Genomic DNA, 18,675 nt, shown 5'->3' on the forward strand with positions numbered 1-18,675 from the left:
GCCATGCGCCATCGCAAGGCGCTCTGGGCGGCCAACGTGGTAGCCGTGTTGGCGGCGCTGTGCAGCGTCCCCATCCCCTTGCTATTGCCATTGCTGGTCGACGAAGTGCTGCTGGGTCAGGGCGACGCCGCGCTGCAATGGATGAACCGGCTATTGCCGGCGCACTGGCAAGTGGCAGCCGGTTACATTGGCTTGATGTTAGTAGGCACCCTGTTATTGCGCAGCGCGGCGCTGTTGTTCAACGTGATCCAGGCGCGTCTATTCGCTGTGTTGGCGAAAGACATCGTCTATCGGTTGCGGGTTCGCTTGATCGACCGGCTCAAACGCATTTCCCTCAGCGAGTATGAAAGCCTGGGCAGCGGCACCGTGGCCACGCACCTGGTCACCGATTTGGATACCCTGGATAAATTCATCGGTGACACCCTTAGCCGGTTTCTGGTGGCGATGCTGACCCTGGTCGGCACGGCGGGCATCTTGTTCTGGATGCACTGGAAACTCGCGCTGTTGATCATGCTGTTCAATCCCCTGGTGATCTATGCCACGGTGCAATTGGGCAAGCGCGTCAAGCACCTGAAAAAACTCGAAAACGATAGCACCTCGCGGTTCACCCAGGCGCTGACCGAAACCCTCGATGGCATCCAAGAGGTCCGCGCCGGCAACCGGCAGGGGTTCTTCCTCGGCCGTCTTGGCTTGAGGGCACGGGAAGTGCGCGATTATGCCGTGGCGTCGATGTGGAAAAGCGATGCCTCGAATCGCGCCAGCGGCTTGCTGTTCCAGTTCGGTATCGACATCTTTCGCGCGGCGGCAATGTTGACGGTGCTGTTTTCCGACCTCTCCATCGGCCAGATGCTCGCGGTGTTCAGCTACCTTTGGTTCATGATCGGCCCGGTAGAACAGCTGCTCAACCTGCAATATGCCTACTACGCTGCTGACGGTGCGCTGGTGCGGCTCAACCAACTGCTGTCGCGTAAAGATGAGCCGCAATACCCTGGTGGTACCGACCCATTCACGGGCCATGCCACGGTGAGCGTCGAAGCCCGCGGCCTGTGCTTCAGCTATGGCGAAGACCCGGTCCTGGACCGCCTCGACCTGAACATCGCGGCCGGGGAGAAAGTCGCCATCGTCGGTGCCAGCGGCGGCGGCAAAAGTACCTTGGTGCAATTACTGCTCGGCCTGTATACCCCGCAAGCCGGGGAAATCCGCTTCGGCGGCGCCACCCTGGCGGACATCGGGCTGGAAACCGTACGCGAGCACGTGGCGGTGGTGTTGCAGCATCCAGCGCTATTCAACGAAAGTATTCGCGCCAACCTGACCATGGGCCGCGAGTGCACCGACAGCGCCTGCTGGAATGCTTTGCAGATCGCCCAGTTGGACGCCACCATCCACGCCATGCCCCAGGGCCTCGATAGCATTGTCGGGCGTTCTGGCGTGCGCTTGTCCGGCGGGCAGCGGCAACGCTTGGCGATCGCTCGCATGGTGTTGGCTGACCCCCGCGTGGTCATTTTGGACGAGGCCACCTCGGCGCTCGACGCCGCCACTGAATACAAGTTGCACCAAGCGCTGGGGCGCTTTTTGCGGGGCCGCACGACGCTGATCATCGCCCATCGGTTATCGGCGGTAAAACAGGCTGACCGGGTGTTGGTGTTTGACGGCGGGCGCATTGCCGAAGACGGAGACCACCAGCAACTGATTGCTGACGGTGGGCTGTACGCCCAGCTCTACGGTCACTTGCAGCAAATGTGAGTGCAATGCTGTCACAATGCCGGGTTATTGAAATGATCCTTCTGTTTCATCTCTCTAACACTATTGGCCTAGTCTTAGCCGATCGAAAAGCAGTTTTATCGGATGTTTGTCAGCCGTCGCCGATTCAAGGGATCTCATGAAGCTAAAGTGGACGATCGAATCGCCCAAGCTATTAGGAATTGTCTGGCCATTCATCGCCGTCGTCGTGGTGTTAGTGGTCATGGGCTGCCTGAGCCTCTACGCACTGTCGGCCATGCGCAGCTATGTGGCGGGCGAAAGCCTGTGGTCAAAGGGCCAGAAAGACGCGATCTATTACTTGAACCTGTACGCCGATACGCGTGATCAGGATGTATTCATGCGCTACCAGCAGGCGATCGCCATTCCCCAGGGCGGTCACGACCTGCGCATCGCCCTGGATCGCCCCGAGCCCGATTTGCAATTGGCGCAGAAGGGCATTCTGCAGGGTGGCAACGACCCCGAAGATGCGGCCGGCGTCATTTGGCTGTTTCTTAACTTTCGCGATGTCAGCTACATGTCCCGAGCTATCGAGCGCTGGACGCTGGGTGACCGTTACTTGGTCGAACTGGATGCATTGGCCAAGCAAATGCACGCAACGGTGACGTCTGGCGCGGTGACCAACCAGGACGTTTATCGCTGGAAGCGCGAGATCATGGCGATCAACGAAGGCGTGACCCCGGCCGCCATCGAGTTCAGCCTGGCGCTGGGAGAAGGCTCACGCTTCCTTCTGCACGCCTTGATCTACGCCAACCTGGTCATGGCCTTGGTGCTGATCATAATCGCCCTATGGCGCACGGATAAACTGCTGTCGCAGCGCCAGGGTTTGGCCCACGCCCTGGAGTTGGAGCGCGAGCGCGCTCAGGTGACACTGGAGTCCATCGGCGACGGGGTCATTACCACCGACGTCGATGGCGCCATCGCCTACATGAACCCTGCCGCCGAGCGTCTGAGCCATTGGGGCGCCGAGCAGGCCGCCGGGTTGCCTTTGGCGGCTTTGTTCAACGTGCTGGAAGAAAACGCCGAGTGCGACAGTTTCACCCTGATCGATCGTATCCTCTCCGGGCAGCTACAAGGAGGGAGTGAGCACGCCAAGCTGATCCAGCGCCTGGACGGCAGTACTGTTTCAGTGACCCTGATGGGTGCCCCCATTAATACCGATGGCAATATCAGTGGCGCCGTACTGGTGTTGCACGACATGACCCAAGAGCGGCAGTACATCGCTAATCTATCATGGCAGGCCAGCCACGATGCCTTGACCGGGCTGGCCAACCGCCGCGAGTTCGAGACCCGTCTGGAGAGCATTATTGCCTCACTGGGGCGCCAGCCAGCGACCCACTCGCTGATGTTCCTCGACCTTGACCAGTTCAAGCTGGTCAATGACACCTCAGGTCATGCGGCTGGCGATGAATTATTGCGGCACATCTGCACCTTGCTGCAATCAGGCCTGCGCGACGGTGACATATTGGCCCGCCTGGGCGGCGACGAGTTCGGTATTTTGCTGGAAAACTGTTCGCCGGAAGTGGGAGAAAAAATCGCCGAAAACCTAAGGCATTTGGTGCAAAACCTGCACTTCGTCTGGAAAGGTCGGCCTTTCGTGACCACCATCAGCGTTGGCATGGTGCACCTCAATGACACGCCCATCACCTTGGAAAGCTCATTGCGCTGCGCCGATATGGCCTGCTACATGGCCAAGGAAAAGGGCCGCAACCGGGTACAGATCTACCATGCCGACGACGCCGAGCTGTCGGTGCGCTTCGGTGAAATGGCCTGGGTTCAGCGCCTGCATATGGCGCTGGAAGAAAACCGCTTCTGTCTTTACGCCCAGGAGATCTGCGCCCTGGGCTTGATCGACGGGCGTGCAGGCGGGCACATCGAAATTCTTCTACGGCTCAACGATGAAGGCGGACGGGTCATTTTGCCGGCCGTGTTTATCCCCGCGGCTGAGCGCTACGGTTTGATGACCTCGCTGGATCGCTGGGTGGTGCAGAACGTTTTCCAGATTATTCGCCAGTGCATGGATGAGGGGCATCATGGCCCATTGGCGATGTGTGCGATCAACCTGTCGGGTAGCAGCATCGGCGACGATGAGTTCTTAGGGTTTCTGCACCAGCAATTTGCGCAGTATCGAATTCCTCCGGAAATGATCTGTTTTGAGATCACCGAGACCAGCGCCATCGCAAACCTGGGTAGCGCCATTCGTTTTATTAATGATTTGAAGGGCTTAGGCTGTCTTTTCTCGCTGGATGACTTCTGCGCGGGTATGTCTTCCTTCGCTTATCTGAAGCATTTACCGGTCGACTACTTGAAAATAGACGGCAGCTTCGTCAAGGATATGCTTGATGACCCTATAAACAGGGCTATGGTAGAGGTGATCAATCACATTGGTCATGTCATGGGCAAGCGTACCATTGCCGAATTTGTCGAGACCCCTCTCATAGAACAGGCGCTGATGGAAATCGGCGTCGACTATGCGCAGGGCTACCTGATCGAGCGACCTCAGGTGTTCGCCGCCTCCAGTCTGCTGCAGCGTGATGTACGTCGCAAACCGATGCTTTTTCGTACGCCGGGTACCTTCCGCTGAGGTATATAGCAGGGCGCAATATGCTTGGGACAAGGAGTTCTTAAATGATTGAAACGTTCGTACGTAATGGGCCGCTGATGGAGATCACCAGCTACCCGGTCTGGGCGCAAAAGCTGGTAGCCGACTGCGCGGAGAGCAAGCGCAGGGTCGTTGAGCATGAGCTGTATCGGCTAATGCGCGATGGCACGCTGAGCCAGGAAACCATGCGGCAGTACCTGATCGGTGGCTGGCCCGTGGTGGAGCAGTTTGCCCTGTACATGGCCCGTAACCTGACCAAGACGCGCTTCGCCCGTCATCCTGGTGAGGACATGGCCCGGCGCTGGTTGATGCGCAATATTCGCGTCGAGCTTAACCATGCCGATTATTGGGTCAATTGGAGTAAGGCCCATGGCGTCAGCCTGGACGACCTTCAGGCCCAGCAAGTACCGCCTGAACTACACGCCTTGAGCCAGTGGTGCGAGTACAGCTGCGACCACGACTCCCTAGCGGTGGCCATGGCCGCGACCAACTACGCTATCGAGGGCGCGACCGGTGAATGGTCTGCGGTCGTGTGTGCCAGCGACGTTTACGAGCGCCTGTTCCCCGAAGAAGGACGCCGTGCGGCAATGCGCTGGTTGAAGATGCACGCTCAATACGACGACAGCCATCCATGGGAAGCCTTGGAAATCATCTGCACCCTGGCCGGCAATCAACCGACTGAGGCGTTGCAGGCCCAACTGCGTGAAGCGATCTGCAAAAGCTATGACTGCATGCACTTATTTCTCGAAGAGTGCATGGTGTTGGAGCGCGAAGCCAGCCGCGAAGACGCCTATGCTTGACGCGCAGCTTGCGCGTCGAATGCTTGGCCACTGATGCCCTGGCTGTCGGGGCCCATCAGGTATAGGTAGACCGGCATGATGTCTTCCGGGGGCGGGTTGCGCTGCGGGTCTTCTGCGGGGTAAGCCTGGGCGCGCATGCTGGTGCGCGTCGCCCCTGGGTTGATGCTGTTGGCGCGCACCGCCGTGTCGCCCTTCAGCTCATCAGCCAATGATTGCATCAGGCCCTCGGTGGCGAACTTCGACACCGCGTAAGGGCCCCAGCAGGCCCTTCCTTTGCGTCCTACGCTGCTGGAAGTAAATAGCAACGATGCATCGGCGGATTTTTTCAGCAATGGCAGCAGGCTTTGGGTCAGCATGAACATGGCATTCACGTTGATGTGCATCACCTGCATGAACTGTTCACCTGATACCTGCTCCAGCGGGGTTCGTGGGCCAATGATCGATGCGTTGTGCAGCAGCCCATCGAGGCGGCCGAATCGTTCAGCCAGCGTGGCTGCCAATTCATCGTACTGATGGGGCAAAGCGGTTTCCAGGTCGAAGGGCAAAACCAGCGCTTGGGCGTACCCGGCCAATTTTATTTGTTCACTGATGTGCATCAGGTTAGCGGGCGTTTTGCCGAGCAGCACCAGCGTGGCACCGTGTGCCGCATAGCTGAGGGCCGCGGCAGCGCCGATACCGCGGCCGGCGCCGGTCACCAGAATGACGCGATCGGCCAAAAGGTCGGGGCGGGCGCTGTAGTCGAACATAAAACCGGTTTCCTCGGGTAGATTCAGCAGCCGCACAGAGCCTGGTCGAGCATCTTGCGTAGGTCGCGGGGTTGGTCGACCACGATGTCGGCGCCCCAGTGGCTAGGGTCGTCGTCGGGGTGGATGTAGCCATAGCGCACGGCGGCAGTGCGCGTGCCGGCGTCGCGCCCGGATTCGATATCGCGGCGGTCGTCGCCGATGAATAGAACGCTGGCGGGGTCGAGGTCGAGCATCTTGCAGGCCAGGGTCAGCGGTTCTGGGTCGGGCTTACTGTTGGTCACATGATCGGGGCAAATCAGCAGGGCAGAGCGCTGCGCCAGGCCCAGTTGCTGCATGATCGGCTCAGCGAAGCGCACGGGCTTGTTGGTGACCACCCCCCATAGCAGGTTGGCTTTCTCGATATCGACCAGCAGTTCGGCCATGCCGTCGTAGAGGTGGCTGTGCACTGCACAACCGACTTGGTAGCGCTCCAGGAACTCAAGGCGCAGGGCCTCGAAATCTGCAGCTTGCGGTGAGATGCCGAAGGTGGCGGCAACCATTGCCTTGGCGCCACCGGAGACAACGTCGCGAATGTTCTGATCGGGCACCGGCGGCAAGCCACGCTCGGCCAGCATGGCCTGGCAGATGGCGATGAAGTCCGGCGCGGTGTCTAGCAACGTGCCGTCCATGTCGAATAGAACCGCTCTGAGCTTCATGCTCATTCCTCGCGAAGGGTCTGGATCATGTAGTTGACGTCTACGTCAGAGGACAATTTATAGTGTTTGGTCAACGGGTTGTAAGTCAGCCCGGTGATGTCCTTGACCGTCAGCCCCGCACCCCGGCACCAGGCCCCGAGCTCAGAGGGGCGGATAAACTTCTTGAAGTCATGGGTGCCGCGTGGCAGCAGCTTCATGATGTACTCGGCCCCGATTATGGCGAACAAGTAGGCCTTCGGATTGCGGTTGATCGTGGAGAAGAATACCTGGCCGCCAGGCTTGACCATGCGCAGGCAGGCGCGGATCACCGAGGCTGGGTCTGGCACGTGTTCGAGCATCTCCAGGCAAGTCACGACATCGAACTGGGCGGGCATCTCGTCGGCCAGGGCTTCGGCGGTGATCTGCCGGTACTCCACCTCCACCCCGGACTCCAGCTGGTGCAAGCGCGCTACGGCTAATGGTGCTTCACCCATGTCGATGCCGGTCACGCTAGCGCCGCGCTGGGCCATGGCCTCACTGAGAATGCCGCCGCCACAGCCGACGTCGAGGACCTTTTTGCCCGCCAGGCTGGTGCGCTCGTCAATCCAGTTGACGCGCAGCGGGTTGATGTCGTGCAGGGGTTTGAATTCGCTCTCCCGGTCCCACCAGCGATGGGCCAGGGCTTCGAATTTGGCAATTTCTGCGTGGTCGACGTTACTCATGGTGTGTCCTCGGAAACCTTTGAAAAATCAGTGCGCGCTGCGGTCGGCGATGCGCTCGCCCCAGCCCGCCGCCATGGCGGTGAGCTTTGCGCTGTCCATACGGGTCAGGCGGCCTTGCTCCAGCAGCGGCTTGCCTGCCACCCAGACGTACTGGGCACAGTCGCGGCCGGTGGCGTAGATCAGTTGCGAAACCGGGTCGTAAATAGGTTGCTGAGCCAGGCGGGACAGGTCGAAGGCAACCATGTCTGCCGCCTTGCCCAGTTCCAACGACCCCACTTGCGCGTCCAGGCCCAATGCGCGTGCCCCGTTGAGGGTGGCCATGCGCAATGCGCGGTGGGCGTCCAGCGCCGTCGCCGAGCCCGCCACCGCCTTGGCCAGCAACGCCGCCGTGCGGGTCTCACCGAGCAGGTCGAGATCGTTGTTGCTAGCGGCGCCATCGGTACCTACCGCTACATTGACCCCGGCCTGCCACAGGCGTTCGACCGGGCAGAAGCCGCTGGCCAGTTTCAGGTTGGACTCCGGGCAGTGGATGACGCTGCTATTGCTCTCGACCAGCAGGGCGAGGTCTTCGTCGCTGATCTGGGTCATATGCACCGCCTGGAAGCGCGGGCCGAGCAGGCCCAGGCGCGCCAGGCGAGCGAGCGGGCGCTCACCGGTGGCCTCCGTTGCCTGCTGCACTTCGAAGGCTGTTTCGTGCACATGCATGTGCACGGCTGCGTCCAATTCGTCGATCAGCACGCGAATCTTCCCCAGGTTCTCGTCGCCTACCGTGTAGGGCGCGTGGGGGCCGAAGGCGATCGAGATGCGTGGATGATGGCGCAGGTCGCTGAACAGCTCGACCCCCAGGTGCAGCGCCTCGTCGGCGTCACGCGCGCCGGGAATGGGGAAGTCCAGTACGGGGATGGTGATTTGCGCTCGCATACCGCTTTCGTGCACGCGCTCGCTGGCCACCCGAGGGAAGAAGTACATGTCGGAGAAGCAAGTGATGCCGCCCAGCAGTTGCTCGGCGATAGCGAGGTCAGTGCCGTCACGCACAAAGGCCTCGTCGACCCAGCGGGCCTCGGCCGGCCAGATGTGTTGTTCGAGCCAGGTCATCAATGGCAGGTCGTCGGCCAGGCCGCGGAACAAGGTCATGGCGGCATGCCCATGGGCGTTGATCAGGCCGGGGCAGAGCAGATGCCCGGGCAACTCCACGACCTGCGCGGCCTGCAGGCGCAAGGCTTGCTCGCGGGGGCCGATAAAGGTAATTAGGCCATCACGAATGCCTAGCCCGTGCTCTTTCAGCACTACACCGGCTGGTTCGACGGGCACCAGCCAGGTGGGCAGGAGCAGGAGGTCGAGAGCGGTGTCGCGGTTGGGCATGGCGAAGTCCAGTGCTTTGGTCGATGATGCCGAAGTATACCCGAGCGTCCTCGCCGGGGGGGCGGTATAATCGACCGCTTTTGATGTCAGAGTTATGGGGTGAGTCATGCGCGATCGACTGTTGGCAGCAGAGAAAGTGAAAGCCATCGATTGGCGAGACGGCGCCTTGTATCTGCTCGATCAGCGCCTGCTGCCGTTCGAGGAGACTTGGTTGGCCTACCGGGATGCGCCGAGCGTAGCGTTGGCGATTCATACCATGGTGGTGCGCGGCGCACCGGCGATCGGCATCAGCGCCGCTTATGGCATTGCCCTGGCCGCGCGCCTGCGGGTGGCGGCTGGAGGCGACTGGCAGGCGGCCCTGGATGCCGACTTTCGCGTGCTGGCGCAATCGCGGCCGACGGCCGTGAACCTTTTCTGGGCGCTCGACCGCATGCGTGACCGGATCAAGCGCCTGCGCGCTGGTGAGGACCCTGTGCTGGCCCTGGAGGCCGAAGCCCTGGCCATTCATGAAAGCGACCGCGAAGCCAACCTGACCATGGCTCAGTTGGGGGTCGACCTGATCCGTCGGCATCAAGGCAACATGCAAACCCTGCTGACCCACTGCAACACCGGCGCCTTGGCCACAGGTGGGTTCGGCACTGCCTTGGGCGTGATTCGCGGCGCCTGGCTGGAAGGTATGGTCGAGCGCGTCTATGCCGATGAAACCCGGCCTTGGTTACAAGGTTCGCGGTTGACCGCCTGGGAGCTGGCCAATGAAGGCATCCCGGTGACGTTGAACGCAGACTCCGCCGCCGCCCATCTGATGAAAACCAAGGGCATTACCTGGGTGATCGTGGGTGCTGATCGCATTGCCGCTAATGGTGATGTGGCGAACAAGATAGGCACCTACCAGCTCGCCGTGACGGCCATGCACCATGGCGTGCGTTTCATGGTGGTTGCGCCTAGCTCCACCATCGATATGACCATCGCCAGTGGTGAAGACATTCCGATCGAGGAGCGTCTGGGCAGCGAATTGCTGGAAGTGGGCGGCAAGCTCATTGACGGCAACATCGATGCGTTCAATCCGGTGTTCGACGTGACGCCCGCCGATCTGATCGACGTGATCGTGACCGAAAAAGGCATCGTAGAGCGTCCCGACACGGCAAAACTGGCCCAACTGATGTGTCGCAAGCGCTTACATTGATCCCTGGGAAAGTCAGGGCGCTTGCCCTCGATCTTTGCCCTTGCGGCCTTTAAAGGCTCTCAGAGCGCCGCAAAGCCGCTTCGCCCGCCAATTAATGGTCTCGCAAGGGCTAGAGGGGATAGGTGCTCAGCGGCGATTGTGGTAACATCCGGCGCTTTCCAGGGATGCCCAGTTGGCTGGTATCGGTTGGCTGGCCCCGAGGCATAACTCGTTGATTTGTCGTAAGTCGCTACTGGGCACAGGCCTGTGGCGGCAGGCTTCGTTCGCCTTTCTATGGGCGGGACGAAGTTTCACCAGAAAAAGGAATCAGGCTTCTCATGGGCGAACTGGCCAAAGAAATTCTACCGGTCAATATCGAAGACGAGCTGAAGCAGTCCTACCTCGACTACGCAATGAGCGTTATCGTTGGGCGCGCGCTGCCCGATGCACGTGATGGCTTGAAGCCCGTGCATCGCCGTGTTCTGTTTGCGATGAGTGAACTGGGTAACGACTGGAACAAGCCCTACAAGAAGTCCGCTCGTGTGGTCGGTGACGTCATCGGTAAGTATCACCCCCACGGTGATACGGCGGTCTACGACACCATCGTTCGTATGGCCCAGCCGTTCTCCCTGCGCTACCTGCTGGTCGATGGCCAGGGCAACTTCGGGTCGGTCGACGGCGACAACGCCGCCGCCATGCGTTACACCGAAGTGCGCATGACCAAGCTGGCCCACGAGCTGCTCGCCGACCTGCACAAAGAAACCGTCGATTGGGTGCCCAACTACGACGGCACCGAGCTTATCCCGGCGGTCATGCCGACGCGCATCCCCAACCTGCTGGTCAACGGCTCCAGCGGTATCGCCGTGGGCATGGCGACCAACATTCCGCCGCATAACCTTGGCGAAGTGATCGACGGCTGCCTGGCGCTGATCGACAACGCCGACATTACCGTCGATGAGCTCATGGAGTTCATTCCAGGTCCCGACTTTCCTACCGCCGCCATCATTAACGGCCGCGCCGGGATCATCGAGGCCTATCGCACCGGCCGTGGCCGTATCTACATGCGTGCCCGTTCCATCGTCGAAGACATCGACAAAGTCGGCGGCCGCCAGCAGATCGTCATCACCGAGCTGCCGTATCAGTTGAACAAAGCGCGGCTGATCGAAAAAATCGCCGAGCTGGTCAAGGAAAAGAAACTCGAAGGCATCACCGAACTGCGCGACGAATCCGACAAGGACGGCATGCGCGTGGTCATCGAGTTGCGTCGCGGTGAAGTGCCTGAGGTCATCCTCAACAATCTCTACGCGCAAACCCAGCTGCAAGCGGTGTTCGGTATCAATATCGTCGCCCTGATCGATGGCCGGCCGCGGATCCTCAACCTCAAGGACCTGCTCGAAGCGTTCGTGCGCCATCGCCGTGAAGTGGTTACCCGGCGTACCGTGTTCGAACTGCGCAAGGCCCGTGAGCGTGGTCATATCCTTGAAGGTCAGGCGGTCGCGCTGTCCAACATCGACCCAGTGATTGCCTTGATCAAGGCCTCGCCCACGCCGTCGGAAGCCAAAGAAGCGCTGATCAAGACCGCGTGGGAGTCCAGTGCGGTAGTGGCGATGGTCGAGCGTGCCGGGGCCGAGTCGTCGCGCCCGGAAAACCTCGACCCACAATACGGTCTGGTGGGGGGTAAATATTACCTGTCCCCTGAACAGGCCCAGGCCATTCTCGAGTTGCGCTTGCACCGCCTGACCGGGCTGGAGCACGAAAAGCTACTGGCGGAATATCAAGAGATCCTCAACCAGATCGGCGAGCTGATCCGCATCCTCAATAGCGCCGAGCGCTTGATGGAAGTCATCCGCGAAGAGCTGGAGCTGATCCGCGCCGAATACGGCGACGTGCGCCGCACCGAGATTCTCGACGCGCGCCTGGACCTGACCCTCGGTGACATGATCCCGGAAGAAGAGCGCGTGGTGACCATCTCCCACAGCGGCTACGCCAAGACCCAGCCTCTGGCCACTTACCAGGCCCAGCGCCGTGGCGGCAAAGGCAAGTCGGCGACCGGTGTCAAAGATGAAGACTACATCGCCCACTTGCTGGTCGCTAACAGCCACACCACGCTGCTGCTGTTCTCCAGCAAAGGTAAGGTGTATTGGCTGAAAACCTACGAAATCCCCGAGGCGTCCCGTGCCGCCCGTGGTCGTCCTTTGGTTAACCTGCTGCCGTTGAGCGACGGTGAGTACATCACCACCATGCTGCCGGTGGAAGAGTACACCGAGGGTCACTTCATCTTCATGGCCACCGCTAACGGCACCGTGAAGAAAACCCCGCTCGAACAGTTTAGCCGCCAGCGCAGCGTGGGCCTCATCGCCCTGGAGTTGGATGAAGGCGACGTACTGATCTCGGCTGCCATTACCGACGGTGAGCGCGAAGTGATGCTGTTCTCCGATGGCGGCAAGGTCACCCGCTTCAAGGAATCCGACGTGCGCGCCATGGGCCGTACGGCACGCGGCGTGCGCGGTATGCGGCTGCCAGACGGGCAGAAGTTGATATCCATGCTGATCCCTGAAGAAGGCAGCCAGATCCTCACCGCGTCGGCACGTGGCTACGGCAAACGCACCGCGATCAGCGAGTTCCCTGAATACAAACGTGGCGGTCAGGGCGTAATTGCTATGGTCAGTAACGACCGTAATGGCCGCTTGGTAGGGGCGGTACAGGTGCTCGACGGTGAAGAAATCATGCTGATTTCCGACCAGGGTACTTTGGTGCGCACGCGGGTCGATGAAGTGTCCAGCTTGGGTCGTAACACCCAGGGCGTGACCTTGATCAAACTGGCCAGCGACGAGAAATTGGTCGGGTTGGAACGGGTTCAAGAGCCTTCGGAAATCGAGGGTGAAGGCGAGCTGGTCGATGATGCGGATGCCACTATCGATGCCGCCATCGACGGTACGGATGACGCTCAGGTATAACCAAACCGTCCCCGTAGCGAGGGGGCTTGCCCCCGCCACCCAGGCCAGGAACCCAGGCTCGCCCCCGAAACCCGGCCAGTCACCCAGGCCCGTAGCGAGGGGGCTCGCCCCCGACACCCGGCCAGCAACCCAGGCCTGTAGCGAGGGGGCTAGCCCCCGACAGCCCAAGCCAGCAACCTAGAATTCAAGCAGAGCGAGAGTGGATGTGAGCAACCGAGCCTTTAACTTCTGCGCAGGTCCCGCTGCGCTTCCCGAAGCTGTGCTGCAGCGTGCCCAAGCCGAACTTCTCGATTGGCAAGGCAAAGGCCTGTCGGTCATGGAAATGAGCCATCGCAGCGAAGACTATATGGCGATCGCCGCCCAGGCTGAACAAGACCTGCGCGACCTGATGGCCATTCCCTCGAACTACAAAGTGTTGTTTCTTCAGGGCGGCGCTAGCCAGCAGTTCGCTGAGATTGCGCTGAACCTGCTGCCCGAAGGCGCGACTGCCGACTATATCGACACCGGCATTTGGTCGCAAAAAGCCATCGCCGAGGGCAATCGCTATGGCCACATCAACGTCGCGGCCACCGCCAAGCCGTACGACTATCTGGCGATTCCTGGCCAAAACGAGTGGAACCTGACCCCTGGCGCCGCTTACGTTCACTACGCCTCCAATGAAACCATTGGCGGCCTGCAGTTCGACTGGGTGCCCCAGGCCGGGGATGTACCGCTGGTGGTAGACATGTCCTCTGACATTCTGTCGCGCCCAGTGGACGTTTCACAATTCGGCCTGATCTACGCCGGAGCCCAGAAGAATATCGGCCCCAGTGGCCTGGTCGTAGTGATCGTACGCGAGGACCTTCTCGGTCAGGCTCGCAGCGCTTGCCCCACCATGCTCAACTACAAGATCGCTGCCGATAACGGCTCGATGTACAACACCCCCGCGACATACTCCTGGTACCTCTCCGGCCTGGTTTTCCAGTGGCTGAAGGAGCAGGGCGGGGTGGCTGCCATGGAACAGCGCAATCGCGCGAAGAAAGACCGCTTGTATAATTTTATCGACGCCAGCTCGTTCTATTCCAACCCGATCTCGCTCAATGCGCGGTCCTGGATGAACGTGCCGTTTCGCCTCGCCGACGAGCGCCTCGACAAAGCCTTCTTGGCCGGTGCGGATGCCCGTGGCCTGCTCAATCTCAAAGGCCACCGTTCAGTCGGTGGTATGCGCGCTTCGATCTATAACGCCCTGGATCTCGATGCAATCGAGGCGCTGGTGGGTTACATGACGGAGTTCGAAAAGGAAAACGCCTGATGTCCGAGCATGAACTCAAGGCTTTACGTGTCCGTATAGACGCGCTCGACGAGAAAATCCTCGAGCTTATCAGCGACCGCGCACGCTGTGCCGAAGAAGTGGCACGGGTCAAAATGGCAGCCTTGGCCGAAGGCGAAGTGCCGGTGTTTTACCGCCCCGAGCGCGAAGCGCAGGTCCTCAAACGTGTTATGCAGCGCAACAAGGGGCCCCTCAGCAATGAGGAAATGGCGCGCTTGTTCCGCGAAGTGATGTCGTCCTGCCTGGCCCTGGAAAATCCCCTAAAAGTGGCCTACCTGGGGCCTGAAGGCACCTTCACGCAAGCTGCTGCCATGAAGCATTTTGGTCACGCCGTGATCAGCAAGCCAATGGCGGCCATCGATGAAGTCTTCCGTGAAGTGGTCGCCGGAGCGGTGAATTTCGGTGTGGTGCCGGTGGAGAACTCCACCGAAGGTGCGGTTAACCACACCCTCGACAGTTTCCTTGAACACGACATGGTGATTTGCGGTGAGGTCGAACTGCGTATTCACCATCATCTGCTGATCGGCGACAGCACCAAGACCGACAGCATTACCCGCATCTATTCCCATGCCCAGTCCTTGGCCCAGTGCCGCAAGTGGCTCGATGCCCACTACCCGAACGTTGAGCGCATCGCTGTTTCCAGCAATGCCGAGGCGGCTAAGCGGGTCAAGGGTGAGTGGAATTCCGCCGCCATTGCCGGGGATATGGCTGCAGGGCTCTATGGTTTGCAGCGCCTGGCGGAAAAAATCGAAGACCGCCCAGACAACGCCACCCGCTTTCTTATTATTGGCAACCAGGCCGTGCCACCCACCGGTGACGACAAAACGTCGATCATCGTGTCGATGAGCAATCGCCCCGGAGCGCTGCACGAATTGTTGGTGCCGTTCCATGAAAATGGTATCGACCTGACCCGTATCGAGACCCGGCCTTCGCGTAGCGGTAAATGGACCTATGTGTTCTTCATCGACTTCTGCGGCCACCGGCACGACCCGCTGATCAAGGGCGTCCTGGAAAAAATCAGCCACGAAGCCGTGGCCCTAAAAGTCTTGGGCTCATACCCCAAAGCGGTTTTATAAAGGTTTTGCAAAAATGAGCGATTTTCTCGCGCTGGCCCAGACCGGCGTTCAACAGCTCTCGCCCTATGTACCCGGCAAGCCAGTGGACGAACTGGCTCGCGAGCTGAACCTGGACCCAGCCGGTATCGTTAAGCTGGCCAGCAACGAAAACCCCCTCGGCCCGAGCCCAAAAGTGTTGCAGGCGATCACTACTGCGCTGGCCGAGCTGACACGCTACCCGGACGGCAATGGTTTCGACCTCAAGGCCAGGCTGGGCGAGCAGTGCGGGGTCCAACCCAATCAAGTGACCTTGGGCAATGGCTCCAATGACATCCTTGAACTGGTGGCCCGTGCCTACCTGGCGCCCGGCTTGAATGCGGTGTTCAGCGAGCACGCTTTTGCCGTATACCCGATCGTTACCCAGGCCGTCAGCGCAGGCGCGCGGGTTATCCCAGCCAAGGACTGGGGACACGACTTGCCCGCCATGCTGGCAGCCATCGATGACAAAACCCGCGTGGTATTTATCGCTAACCCGAACAACCCTACCGGGACCTGGTTCGGCCCCGAGGCGCTGGGTGATTTCCTCGCCGCCGTGCCGAGCCATGTACTGGTGGTATTGGACGAGGCCTACATCGAGTACGCCCAGGGTGGCGAGCTGCCTGACGGTTTGGATTATTTGGCCGAGCACCCTAATCTGTTGGTCTCGCGGACCTTTTCCAAGGCCTACGGGCTGGCGTCTTTGCGCGTAGGTTATGCGGTGTCTTCTCCGGTGATCGCTGACGTACTCAACCGCGTGCGCCAACCGTTCAACGTCAACAGCCTGGCTTTGGCGGGGGCCTGCGCGGCTTTGGCCGACCAGCAATACCTGGCCCGCAGTCGGGCGGTGAACGAGGAGGGCATGCAGCAGTTGCAAGCCGGCTTACAGGCCCTGGGGCTGACCTGGATCCCCTCCAAGGGTAATTTCCTGGCCGTCGACCTGGGTCGCGAAGCGGCGTCGATTTTTCAGGGTTTGCTGCGCGAAGGCGTCATTGTGCGCGCTGTGGCCAACTACGGCATGCCCAATCACTTGCGCGTCACCATTGGGCTGCCCGCCGAAAACCAACGTTTCCTGGATGCTTTAGGCAAGGTCATAGCCCGTGGTTGATGTCATCACAGAGCAACCTGTGGTGCCTACAATCGGCCGGTTGGTAGTGATTGGCTTGGGCTTGATCGGCGGTTCGTTCGCCAAAGGGGTTCGTGAAAGCGGCCTGTGCCGCGAGGTGGTTGGGGTCGACCTGAGCGCTGCTTCGCGCCAGCTCGCCGTCGAGTTGGGCGTGGTGGACCGCTGCGAAACCGACCTGGCCGCCGCTTGCGTTGGGGCGGATGTGATTCAGTTGGCCGTGCCCATCCTCTCGATGGAAACCCTACTGGGTAAATTAGCTGCGCTTGATCTAGGGCAGGCTACGCTGACTGATGTAGGCAGTGCCAAGGGCAATGTCGTGCGCGCCGCGCGCCAGGCTTTCGGGCCACGCTTGCCGCGCTTCGTGCCTGGGCACCCGATTGCCGGTTCAGAGCGCAGTGGTGTGGAGGCTGCCAACGCCAGGTTGTTTCGGCGGCACAAGGTAATCCTCACCCCTCTGGAGGAGACCGACCCGCAGGCGCTGCAAAAAGTCGATGCACTGTGGCGAGCCCTGGGGGCCGATGTTGAGCACATGCAGGTAGAACGCCATGATGAAGTTCTGGCGGCCACCAGCCATCTGCCCCATCTGTTGGCATTCGGTTTGGTGGATTCCCTGGCCCGACGTAATGAAAATCTGGAGATCTTCCGCTATGCCGCGGGAGGGTTTCGTGACTTCACGCGTATTGCCGGCAGTGACCCAGTGATGTGGCACGATATCTTTCTGGCCAATCGCGACGCCGTTCTGCGTACCCTGGACACCTACCGCAGTGATCTCGACGCGTTACGTGACGCGGTCGATGCCAAAGATGGCAGCCAGTTGCTGGAAATCTTCACCCGCGCGCGCATGGCGCGGGAGCACTTTGGACGAATTTTGGCAAGGCGCGCCCACGTCGAGCCAGTGGGGCACGCCGATATCGTGTTTCAGGCGGGGCCCGGTGCCCCATGGGTCGGTGCATTGCAATTGACGGAGGCTGAGCAGAGCCTCCAAGCCGCGTTAATCGTCGCGGCGGCGATCATGCCGGGTTCCGACGTATGTTTACAGGGCGTTGTCGCGTCGGGTGCGGCGCAGGCGCTGGTCAAGGTCCTGGGCCTGATGGGTGCCGATGTGCGTCTGCTCGATGGGCAAACCGTAGGGCAATTTGACGTGCATGTTCGCGCGGCCCCGCTTAGGGGTATCGAGGTGACTGAAGATCAGGCGGTAGCCGTTGCTGAAGGGTTGCCATTGCTGTTCGTCGCTGCCGCATGTGCCGAAGGGCGCACATTGTTGCAGGGCGCTCGTAGAACCTGGGCTCGCGAGGCGGACCGTATTCAAGTGATGGCAGATGGGCTACGGACATTGGGCGGCAAATGCCAGCTCGCGCCCAGCGGCATTATTATCGATGGCGGCGCGTTGGGCGGCGGCGAAGTGCATGCTCATGGCGATCCTCAAATCGCCGTAGCGTTCAGCCTCGCTGCCCAGCGCGCGATGGCCTCGGTGCGTATTCATGATTGCGCGAACGTCGCAACATCCTTTCCTGGCTTTCTCGGTGTATGCGAGCAGGTCGGGATCCGAGTGATAGAAGAGGGTAAGTCGTGAACCTTGCAGCGGTCATAACTATTGATGGGCCAAGCGGCTCAGGTAAAGGCACCATTGCCGGAATCCTGGCCAAGCGCCTTGGCTGGAACCTTCTGGATTCCGGCGCGCTGTATCGGCTGCTGGCTTTCGCCGCGGCCAACCATGGTGTGGCACTGGACAATGAAGAATTGCTGAAAGTCCTGGCGGCACATCTGGATGTGCAATTTATCGCGGCAACCGAGGGGCAGCCGCAACGCATCGTTCTGGAAGGCGACCTGGTAACCGACGCGATTCGCAACGAGAAGGTCGGCGCTGGCGCGTCGCAGGTGGCGGCACTGCCTGCAGTGCGCGATGCGCTGTTGCAGCGTCAACGCGCGTTTCTCGAGGCGCCAGGGCTGGTCGCGGATGGCCGAGACATGGGCACCGTGGTGTTTCCCGAGGCGCCGCTGAAGATTTTTCTCACCGCCAGTGCCGAGGAGCGTGCGCGTCGCCGTTACTTGCAGTTGAAGGGCAAGGGCGATGATGTTAGTCTGTCGAGTCTGCTAGATGAGATACGTGCACGCGATGAGCGTGACACCCAGCGCGCAGTGGCCCCGCTCAAGCCGGCGGCCGATGCCATACAGTTGGACTCTACCGAGTTGTCCATCGAGCAGGTGCTAGAACGCATCATGAGTGAGATCGCACTCCGCGACCTCGCCGGGTGACCAAGAAGCTTGCGGGCCCCCAGTCAATGCCCCGCAGGCTTTCTTTTACTTGAACGAAACCCACGTTGGCTGGAGCGTGGCAGATGGGCGTATGTTTCGCCCAAATCTAC

Annotated in this window: 14 protein-coding genes; 10 read left to right on the forward strand and 4 right to left on the reverse strand. The window is 60.5% G+C overall.

Translation table 11 applies throughout. The annotated features are described in order from the left end of the window. Positions 1-3 precede the first annotated feature (3 nt). The 3 genes from QCL65_RS07685 to QCL65_RS07695 all read left to right on the forward strand — a co-directional run bounded on the left by QCL65_RS07685 (position 4) and on the right by QCL65_RS07695 (position 5,160). Complete coding sequence (locus tag QCL65_RS07685) at positions 4-1,743, forward strand: ABC transporter ATP-binding protein (RefSeq protein ID WP_407316729.1); 1,740 nt, start codon at positions 4-6, stop codon at positions 1,741-1,743. A 136-nt stretch (positions 1,744-1,879) separates the two neighbouring features. Further along, on the forward strand, positions 1,880-4,342 hold the full coding sequence (locus QCL65_RS07690; protein ID WP_407315670.1) for an EAL domain-containing protein: 2,463 nt from the start codon (positions 1,880-1,882) through the stop codon (positions 4,340-4,342). Between the two features lie 44 nt (positions 4,343-4,386). After that, complete coding sequence (locus QCL65_RS07695; protein WP_407315672.1) at positions 4,387-5,160, forward strand: TenA family transcriptional regulator; 774 nt, start codon at positions 4,387-4,389, stop codon at positions 5,158-5,160. Here QCL65_RS07695 and QCL65_RS07700 read toward each other — a convergent pair. The 4 genes from QCL65_RS07700 to QCL65_RS07715 are packed head-to-tail and all read right to left on the reverse strand — an operon-like array spanning position 5,151 to position 8,664. Beyond that, complete coding sequence (locus QCL65_RS07700; protein ID WP_407315673.1) at positions 5,151-5,906, reverse strand: YciK family oxidoreductase; 756 nt, start codon at positions 5,904-5,906, stop codon at positions 5,151-5,153. The two genes, QCL65_RS07695 and QCL65_RS07700, sit on opposite strands and share 10 nt — an antisense overlap. A 23-nt stretch (positions 5,907-5,929) precedes the next feature. After that, the gene (mupP, locus tag QCL65_RS07705; protein ID WP_407315674.1) at positions 5,930-6,601 is read right to left on the reverse strand and encodes an N-acetylmuramic acid 6-phosphate phosphatase MupP; all 672 of its coding nucleotides are present in this window, start codon (positions 6,599-6,601) and stop codon (positions 5,930-5,932) included. 2 nt (positions 6,602-6,603) lie between these two features. Continuing rightward, positions 6,604-7,302, reverse strand: a complete 699-nt coding sequence (gene ubiG / locus QCL65_RS07710; protein WP_407315675.1) for a bifunctional 2-polyprenyl-6-hydroxyphenol methylase/3-demethylubiquinol 3-O-methyltransferase UbiG — start codon at positions 7,300-7,302, stop codon at positions 6,604-6,606. A 27-nt stretch (positions 7,303-7,329) separates the two neighbouring features. Further along, a complete protein-coding gene (locus QCL65_RS07715; protein ID WP_407315676.1) occupies positions 7,330-8,664 on the reverse strand; it encodes a TRZ/ATZ family hydrolase in 1,335 nt (444 codons plus the stop codon). Positions 8,665-8,770: 106 nt separating this feature from the next. On the opposite strand from QCL65_RS07715, the gene mtnA reads away from it, so the two are divergent. From mtnA to cmk, 7 genes are all read left to right on the forward strand, one after another. Continuing rightward, a complete protein-coding gene (gene mtnA, locus QCL65_RS07720) occupies positions 8,771-9,847 on the forward strand; it encodes an S-methyl-5-thioribose-1-phosphate isomerase (protein ID WP_407315677.1) in 1,077 nt (358 codons plus the stop codon). 317 nt (positions 9,848-10,164) lie between these two features. Further along, positions 10,165-12,783 (forward strand): DNA gyrase subunit A, encoded by a 2,619-nt coding sequence (gyrA, locus tag QCL65_RS07725; RefSeq protein WP_407315678.1) that lies wholly within the window; start codon positions 10,165-10,167, stop codon positions 12,781-12,783. 205 nt (positions 12,784-12,988) lie between these two features. Continuing rightward, positions 12,989-14,074, forward strand: a complete 1,086-nt coding sequence (gene serC, locus QCL65_RS07730) for a 3-phosphoserine/phosphohydroxythreonine transaminase (RefSeq protein ID WP_407315679.1) — start codon at positions 12,989-12,991, stop codon at positions 14,072-14,074. Continuing rightward, on the forward strand, positions 14,074-15,168 hold the full coding sequence (pheA, locus tag QCL65_RS07735) for a prephenate dehydratase (RefSeq protein ID WP_407315680.1): 1,095 nt from the start codon (positions 14,074-14,076) through the stop codon (positions 15,166-15,168). Before serC ends, pheA begins: the two co-directional genes overlap by 1 nt. A 13-nt stretch (positions 15,169-15,181) precedes the next feature. Further along, positions 15,182-16,291, forward strand: coding sequence for a histidinol-phosphate transaminase (gene hisC / locus QCL65_RS07740; protein ID WP_407315681.1), 1,110 nt, complete (start codon positions 15,182-15,184; stop codon positions 16,289-16,291). Continuing rightward, complete coding sequence (locus QCL65_RS07745; protein WP_407315682.1) at positions 16,284-17,882, forward strand: prephenate dehydrogenase/arogenate dehydrogenase family protein; 1,599 nt, start codon at positions 16,284-16,286, stop codon at positions 17,880-17,882. Before hisC ends, QCL65_RS07745 begins: the two co-directional genes overlap by 8 nt. Continuing rightward, positions 17,879-18,565, forward strand: a complete 687-nt coding sequence (cmk, locus tag QCL65_RS07750; protein ID WP_407315683.1) for a (d)CMP kinase — start codon at positions 17,879-17,881, stop codon at positions 18,563-18,565. The genes QCL65_RS07745 and cmk overlap by 4 nt, the downstream gene beginning before the upstream one ends. Positions 18,566-18,675 lie beyond the last annotated feature (110 nt).

The organism is Pseudomonas sp. nanlin1, assembly GCF_045571515.1.
GTDB lineage: Bacteria > Pseudomonadota > Gammaproteobacteria > Pseudomonadales > Pseudomonadaceae > Aquipseudomonas.

Excerpts from the sequence above, each read along its gene's own strand:
- QCL65_RS07685 (WP_407316729.1), top strand. The coding sequence starts at position 4 with ATGCGCCATCGCAAGGCGCTCTGGGCGGCCAACGTGGTAGCCGTGTTG.
- QCL65_RS07690 (WP_407315670.1), top strand. The coding sequence starts at position 1,880 with ATGAAGCTAAAGTGGACGATCGAATCGCCCAAGCTATTAGGAATTGTC.
- QCL65_RS07695 (WP_407315672.1), top strand. The coding sequence starts at position 4,387 with ATGATTGAAACGTTCGTACGTAATGGGCCGCTGATGGAGATCACCAGC.
- QCL65_RS07700 (WP_407315673.1), bottom strand. The coding sequence starts at position 5,906 with ATGTTCGACTACAGCGCCCGCCCCGACCTTTTGGCCGATCGCGTCATT.
- mupP (WP_407315674.1), bottom strand. The coding sequence starts at position 6,601 with ATGAAGCTCAGAGCGGTTCTATTCGACATGGACGGCACGTTGCTAGAC.
- ubiG (WP_407315675.1), bottom strand. The coding sequence starts at position 7,302 with ATGAGTAACGTCGACCACGCAGAAATTGCCAAATTCGAAGCCCTGGCC.
- QCL65_RS07715 (WP_407315676.1), bottom strand. The coding sequence starts at position 8,664 with ATGCCCAACCGCGACACCGCTCTCGACCTCCTGCTCCTGCCCACCTGG.
- mtnA (WP_407315677.1), top strand. The coding sequence starts at position 8,771 with ATGCGCGATCGACTGTTGGCAGCAGAGAAAGTGAAAGCCATCGATTGG.
- gyrA (WP_407315678.1), top strand. The coding sequence starts at position 10,165 with ATGGGCGAACTGGCCAAAGAAATTCTACCGGTCAATATCGAAGACGAG.
- pheA (WP_407315680.1), top strand. The coding sequence starts at position 14,074 with ATGTCCGAGCATGAACTCAAGGCTTTACGTGTCCGTATAGACGCGCTC.
- hisC (WP_407315681.1), top strand. The coding sequence starts at position 15,182 with ATGAGCGATTTTCTCGCGCTGGCCCAGACCGGCGTTCAACAGCTCTCG.